This is a genomic window from Ruegeria lacuscaerulensis (assembly GCF_013031245.1).
GTDB lineage: Bacteria > Pseudomonadota > Alphaproteobacteria > Rhodobacterales > Rhodobacteraceae > Ruegeria > Ruegeria lacuscaerulensis_C.
Genome location: NZ_WPZL01000071.1, coordinates 1 through 6,551, shown reverse-complemented (window position 1 = coordinate 6,551; position 6,551 = coordinate 1). Strand labels below are relative to the sequence as shown.

4 protein-coding genes and 2 pseudogenes are annotated in these 6,551 nt (G+C 52.5%); 4 read left to right on the top strand and 2 right to left on the bottom strand.

What is annotated here, in order from left to right:
- A partial coding sequence (locus GOX66_RS25035; protein ID WP_214652771.1) for a metallophosphoesterase family protein occupies nt 1-301 on the top strand: 301 nt, incomplete at its 5' end.
- A gap of 315 nt (nt 302-616) precedes the next feature.
- Nucleotides 617-1,636: pseudogene (locus GOX66_RS25030) on the top strand (IS110 family RNA-guided transposase).
- A gap of 429 nt (nt 1,637-2,065) precedes the next feature.
- Here the strand turns inward: GOX66_RS25030 and GOX66_RS25025 are convergent.
- Both GOX66_RS25025 and GOX66_RS25020 read right to left on the bottom strand, forming a co-directional pair.
- The gene (locus GOX66_RS25025) at nt 2,066-2,680 is read right to left on the bottom strand and encodes a 2-hydroxychromene-2-carboxylate isomerase (protein ID WP_170766571.1); all 615 of its coding nucleotides are present in this window, start codon (nt 2,678-2,680) and stop codon (nt 2,066-2,068) included.
- Between the two features lie 4 nt (nt 2,681-2,684).
- Nucleotides 2,685-4,382 (bottom strand): adenylate/guanylate cyclase domain-containing protein, encoded by a 1,698-nt coding sequence (locus GOX66_RS25020; protein WP_170766568.1) that lies wholly within the window; start codon nt 4,380-4,382, stop codon nt 2,685-2,687.
- A gap of 214 nt (nt 4,383-4,596) precedes the next feature.
- Here GOX66_RS25020 and GOX66_RS25970 point away from each other — a divergent pair.
- Nucleotides 4,597-4,782 (top strand): annotated as a pseudogene (locus GOX66_RS25970) (hypothetical protein); the annotation flags it as partial.
- A 122-nt stretch (nt 4,783-4,904) separates the two neighbouring features.
- The gene (locus tag GOX66_RS25015; RefSeq protein ID WP_170766567.1) at nt 4,905-6,464 is read left to right on the top strand and encodes an acetolactate synthase large subunit; all 1,560 of its coding nucleotides are present in this window, start codon (nt 4,905-4,907) and stop codon (nt 6,462-6,464) included.
- The last annotated feature ends 87 nt before the right edge of the window (nt 6,465-6,551 follow it).

Below are 6,551 nucleotides of genomic sequence, written 5' to 3'. Positions count from 1 at the left end.
AACAGTCAACCTTGTTTTGTCAGGCCATATCCACGCCTTTCAGGCGATCGATTTACTGGACGGGCCGGTGCAGGGGATAAGCGGCAATGGAGGAACGCAGCTTGATCCTATGCCCACCGACATTGCTACCAACGTTGAAATTGCTGGCAGCTTGGCAAGTATCGTAGTCAGCAATAGCGATTTCGGCTTCTTGATATTGACCCTGGAAACAGATGGTAGCTGGTCGATGGACGCAATAGATGCAGAAGGAAAAACCCAGAATCGATGCCGTCTTATCGGGCGTACGCTTTCTTGCGAGTAACACAAAGCTGAGTGCAGCTTGAAAGGTTTCTTAATCTAAATTGGATGCTCCGGCATTTCGATGTGCCTCATTGAAGTCTGCGCGGTCCGCGGTGCATCAAACCGCGACGCGTCCAGTTCTGAAATCGGTATGCTCAAAGCCGACTATTGCAAGCCTTGATGATCGCTTTCACAGGTGCACATTTTTCCAAAAGACATAGTTTTGTACCCTGTGTTGCGGACGGCCCGTAGCGGATGAGGTGGGTGGCTCCTGCTCCACCGGCATCGAATGTGCCAAAGTGCAGTTATCATCGACTGCTAGGAAAGGAGCCACCCAATGACAGTAAAGACCGTGGGCCTGGATTTGGCCAAGGACGTTTTTCAAGTGCACGGCATTTCGGAGAACGGCCGCGTTATCTTCAACAGAGCCATTAAACGCGCAAATCTGCTCAGATTTTTTGAGGCACTTCCACCCTGCAGGGTCGGAATGGAGGCATGCGGGTCATCCCATAACTGGGGACGCCAGCTGCGCAAGCTTGGCCACGATGTGAAGCTCATGCCCGGCGGCTACGTCAAACCGTATGTGAAGCGTGGGAAGAACGACGCCGTGGATGCCGAGGCGATCTGCGAAGCAGTTCGGCGCCCGACCATGCGCTTTGTCGAGATCAAGACGGAGGACCAGCAGGCTATTCTTTCGATCCATCGGACACGCGATCTTGCCGTCCGGCAGCGCACGCAGATGGCCAATATGATCCGCAGCCTGTTGCGCGAGTTTGGGCACATCTTGCCCATCGGGATCGAAGCGGTAACGGCCTTTGCAAAGCGCCACCTTGATGGTGACCACCCGGACATGCCTGAGATCGCCAACGGCATGCTCGGTATCCAGTGCTATCAGTTCATCGGCTTGAACGCGCGCATCGAAGGCTATTCCAGGATGATCGAGCAACACGCCCTGCTCAATGCAGACGCGCGCAGATTGATGCGCATGCCTGGAATTGGGCCAATCACAGCATCGGCAATTGTTGCCACGATCGGGGATGCACATCAATTCCGGACAGGCCGCGATCTGGCTGCCTAGCTGGGTCTGACACCGTTCAACAAGTCGAGTGGTGGCAAGGAATGTTTAGGCAAGATCACTAAGAAAGGCGATCGCTACATTCGAAAGCTGCTGGTCGTCAGTATGACATCGCGCGCCGTCATGGCGAAGCGCGCGCCCGAGAAGGTCGATCTGTGAACGGCGAAGATCATCGCAGACAAACCATTCCGATTGGCAACAACCGCCATGGCCAACAAGGCCGCTCGGACCATCTGGGCGATGCTCACGAAGAAACAGGAATACCGGCAGCCCGCGTTCTGAGCGTGCCAGTTGCCAACGAGATGCAAGACGTTGAAGTGATGATGCGGACTTGAGTCAACCAAGAGCAAGGACACTCCGCCAAGGTCTGCGGCCTTATAAGGTCGATAAGCCGATTGGAATCTCGCTCGCGGAATTCATCAGGGCCGGTGGCGACAACGCCGCCACGCAAACAGGCCGGACAGACGACAGTACTGACAAAAACGACCGCAGAAATCGCCAAAAAACTCTTGCAATGCAGGAGCCACCCACAGACGACCTTGAAACAAGGCAATTGATGCTGCGGTGCGGCCCGTCGAAAGAGACATTCGCTGCAAGCGCGAAATTTATGCTTAGTTGAACCGACGAAGTGCGGAAAAAGCTGACCTGCTTTAGCAAGCTCAATCCAGTTGTATGTATGGTGATTGCTCCGTTTATCTGCTTTGCTTCGAACTATTTGACCCAAGGTTCCATTGACCATCGAACAGCGTCCTCAAGTCTGTCATCCCCCCAAAACAATTCGTCTCCGACGACAAATGTTGGGGATCCAAAAATTCCAAGGCGGCGCGCAAGGGAAGTTTCGTTCTGCAACGTGTTTTCACAGGCTTGAGTACCCGCTTCAGTAAGGACCATTCTAACGTCTTTGCAAAGTCCCTTCATTGACGTTTCGATATTCGCCATTTCGCCGGGTGGGTATCCACGTTCTACCCAATTTCGAAACGTATTTTGAACGTACTGTCGCCCCCAGTCGCGCTTCAATGCTACACACGCAATTCGATTTGCGAGATACGTCGTTTCGTTGTTCTTGGTTTGTTTTGGAAACGGCGCGGGCACGACAGGTGACAAGCCGTGAAGTTTTCCCCGGCGAAGCAAGTCTCTCCACATATATGATTGCTTGGAAGGCTCGTTTACAAACGGAACATGACCGTTTTCGAGCATGATATCGACAAGATAAAATGGCCTGAAGCGAAATGCTACGTTTGACGATTTTTCGAAATGATCGATCCGCAATGCACTCAGATAGGCATACGCACTACCTGAGGAGAACCAAAAATCTATAATTTTCATAAACCTACTCCTCGCGAAGACCTGCTGCCCGCAAGCTATCTGCTAAGAGATTTTTGTCGCGTTTGTTCTGCAGTTGAGTGCGAGCACGCATTTTGGAAACCGTCAATTCAGGAACAATCTCGACAAGACGACGCTTGACACTTTCGCATTCGTCTAAACGCCCGAGAGCTCCGAGCGATGCCAATAAATAGACATGGCACGCATACCAGTTCGGCCGTATCAAGACGAGATGTTTGGCAGTTTTGGCAGCTTCTTCGAAATTACCGCTCAGGAAGTTGGCAATGCAGTAGCCAATCTGGCAACTTGTCAGGGAAGGGTTTCTTGGCGCCACCGGACCAATATTTTCATAGGCTTGCAAAGCACTTTGGGTATCGCCGAGAAATGCGAGAACGGTAATTAAAGTGCCGTGGGCCGGAATACACGAAGGCGCCAAAGCAATAGCTTCGCTCGCAAATGAAGCTGCACTTTCGTAGTCTCCCGACAACTGATGTACACTCGCCATGGCGTCGTAACCTAAGGGCTCGTTCGGATCTGCGGCCAAAGCCCGCTGTGCATGCACTAGTGCGTCGTCAGCAGCTGTTTTAACGTCCGCTCCACCCCAGCGATAGTATCCAACCTGCAAACAGCAGGAAGCAAGGCGCGCGTGAGCGGCGGCAAAGTCCGGTTCCATTTTTATGCTTTGATTGAGCATACGCTCCGCGTCGCCGCAGGATTCGATTGTGTGATCACGGAGTTTATCGACAGCTCGAAGATATAACTCCCAAGCCGTCAAACTCGATGGATGCACCTTACGAGAACCTTGCAGTTCCGAAAATTCGATTGCTGGCGTTATTTCCCCCGAAATTTGCAATGCAATTCTGTCAATCGCGTCAAAAAACTGATCATCCTCGAGCGATAGCTTAACGCTGTGCAAGATGCGGCTTGTCGCCAATTCCAAAAGACGCGACGATATTCGAATTGTTTGTTGGGCCCTCAGGAAGGAGCCATCCAAAACATACTTGGCCCCGATCTCTTTTTGCTCATTTGCATCAAGAAAGGTTCCTGAAATTGCTGAAAACCAACGATTTGCTGACAACAGACCGAGAAGCTCATCAGCGATCCCTATTGACATCGGCGAGTGGATCCCTTCGCCCTGCAAGTCTTTGAAGGGAGCAATGACAATTATTGGCTTGGAGCCACGCAATGATTGCTCTGAAGCACGTTTTGCTTCGGCGTGCTTGTGGCTTGCAGCGGGAGATGGACGCCACTGATATAGTCTCATTGCCTGAGGAATATTCTTTAAGCTAAAGCTGCCTGCGTCTTGGAGAAGTTTGGCCTGATCGCGAGACAACTGTCGATAAAGATCTTCAGAAACCATGAGACCGCCCGGAGGCGATTCGGATTGGATACGCTGGGTAATATTTACGCCAGCACCATAGAAATCATCGTCGTCATCGATGATTTCACCGAGATGACACCCTATTCTCAGCTTCGGACCACGGTGGTTGTGAAGATTGGTTTGTATCTGGATGGCTCCATTTAGTGCGGCACTGATCGACGAGAACGCGATTATCCAGCCATCTCCCATGCGTTTAAGGACTTCCCCGCCAAATTCTGAAAGAACCGGTTCAAGCTGGTGTTTGTTAAGTTCACGTACAGCCTCGATGGCAATGGTCTGATTATCGCTCATCATGGCGGAATATCCGACCATGTCGACAATCATCAGTGTGGTAATCCGTGATCGCAATGTTGCCTCCCAAGGCACACCATAAAGCAAGCGATGTGTTGAACAAGCCAAGCCGATACGGCAACAAAGGACACTTTGCGCTCACGGCTATTCGAAGGTTTCTGCTTTGGGCTCCCAGCAGACCTCCGAGGCGACGCAGCATCCTGTGATATTGTCTCTCGTCAATGTCGGGTTGTCGTTGTGGGAGGGTATGGCCGATTGGAGGATCAGTCATGGAAACCCAAACTTACCTGCCATTCGCGCGCTTCGCCCAACCTGGAACAAAGGACGTATCGTCGGTCAGAAGCGGCCGCTAAAACCTAAGCATGTCTGGGCGATCCGAGTTCGAATTGAACTGGCCGAAAACCACCGCGACCTCGCGTTGTTCAACATGGCAAGTCTTACGGCGCAAGGGCATCGATGACGATCGACGGCCCGCACATCATAGCAAGCTTTTTCAGTTACTTTTGGATTGTCTCTCCCATAAAGTTCGTTGAAATCAGAGGTGGTGGTGATCGAATGAACGGCGCAGAAACGTTAGTCAAAACCTTTCTTCACAACGGTGTGGATACGGTTTTCGCCAATCCAGGCACGTCTGAAATGCACTTTGTTGCGGCTCTTGATAGACATCCCGAGATGAACTGTGTTCTGTGCCTGTTCGAAGGTGGAACGACGGGCGCCGCTGATGGCTACTACCGCATGAAACGGGACGTCGCCGGCACTCTGCTGCATCTTGCACCGGGGCTAGGCAACGCATTTGCCAATCTACACAACGCCCGAAAATCAGGATCTGGCATCGTGAATGTGGTCGGAGATCACGCAACACATCACTTGCGCTATGAAAGCCCACTCAGAGGCGACATTATTGGCGTAAGTCAGGCCATAAGCCATTGGACACGAGTTTCTGATCAGGCCACAAGCGTCGCATCGGACGGGGCCGCAGCCATCCAGGCCGCCCGATCTCGAAACGGCCAGATCGCCACTCTTGTTCTTCCCGCCGATACTGCTTGGGATGCAGCGACTGGCCCTGCGACGAATAGCATTCTGGCCCAACCACTTCATCGTCCGTCCTTGGAAGACATCGAGGCCGCAGCCATGCGTCTGAAGACTGTAAACGCGACATTGATGATAGGTGGGTCCGCGCTATTTGGTCCACTTCGTGTACTGGCTGGAAAAATTTCCGTCAAAACCGGATGCCGCCTGTTGGCGGATACTCTAATCCCTCGAATTTCGAAGGGGGCCGGGGCAGCCAAATTGGATCAACTTGTGTATCCAATTGCACCCAAGATCGCTCAGCTTGAACAGACCTCGTCAATCACTTTGATCGGCGCCGACCAACCCGTTGCCTTCTTTGCATACCCGGGGAAACCGAGCACACCCGAGCCTGCCGGTTGCACGGTTTCAAGCCTGTGCGCTCCGACGGATGATATTGCCTGGACTCTTCAATCACTGGCAGACGCGGTTGGTGTTTCGAGCAAGACACAGCTGAACACATACGCTCTCGACCTGCCTCCAATCCCAATCGGAGATCTCACCTTAGCAAAAGTCGGCCAGACTTTAGCGGCCCTCATTCCCGAGAATGCTATCGTTTGCAATGAATCCGTGACGTCCGGGTTTCACGTCATTCCTCCGACTGCAACCGCGCGACCTCATGACTTGCTTGGGGGAACCGGTGGGGCGATAGGGCTTTGCCTACCGTGCGCAACTGGCGCAGCTATTGCATGTCCAGACAGAAAAGTAATTGCTCTAACAGGCGATGGATCCGCCATGTACACGTTGCAATCTTTGTGGACGATGGCGCGCGAAAGCCTGGACGTTACGGTGATTGTATTTGCCAACCGTGGCTATCAAATCCTGCGGGAAGAGCTGACAAATGTCGGTGTTGAGAGTTTTGGCAAGAATGCGGAAGCAATGTTTGATGTGGAAAACCCAACGCTTGACTGGGTTGCGCTCGCTAATGGGCATGGGGTTCCCGGAATACGAATTGAAGACACCGATGGCTTTGTAAAAGCCCTTTCCGCGGGACTATCACGTGACGGCCCTTCCTTGATCGAAGTTATGTGCCCGCCAGCATCATAAGCACAAGTTCTTTTTGAAACGGACGGCCCTTTCCGGATGAGGTGGGTGGCTCCTGCTCCACCGGCATCGAATGTGCCAAAGTGCAGT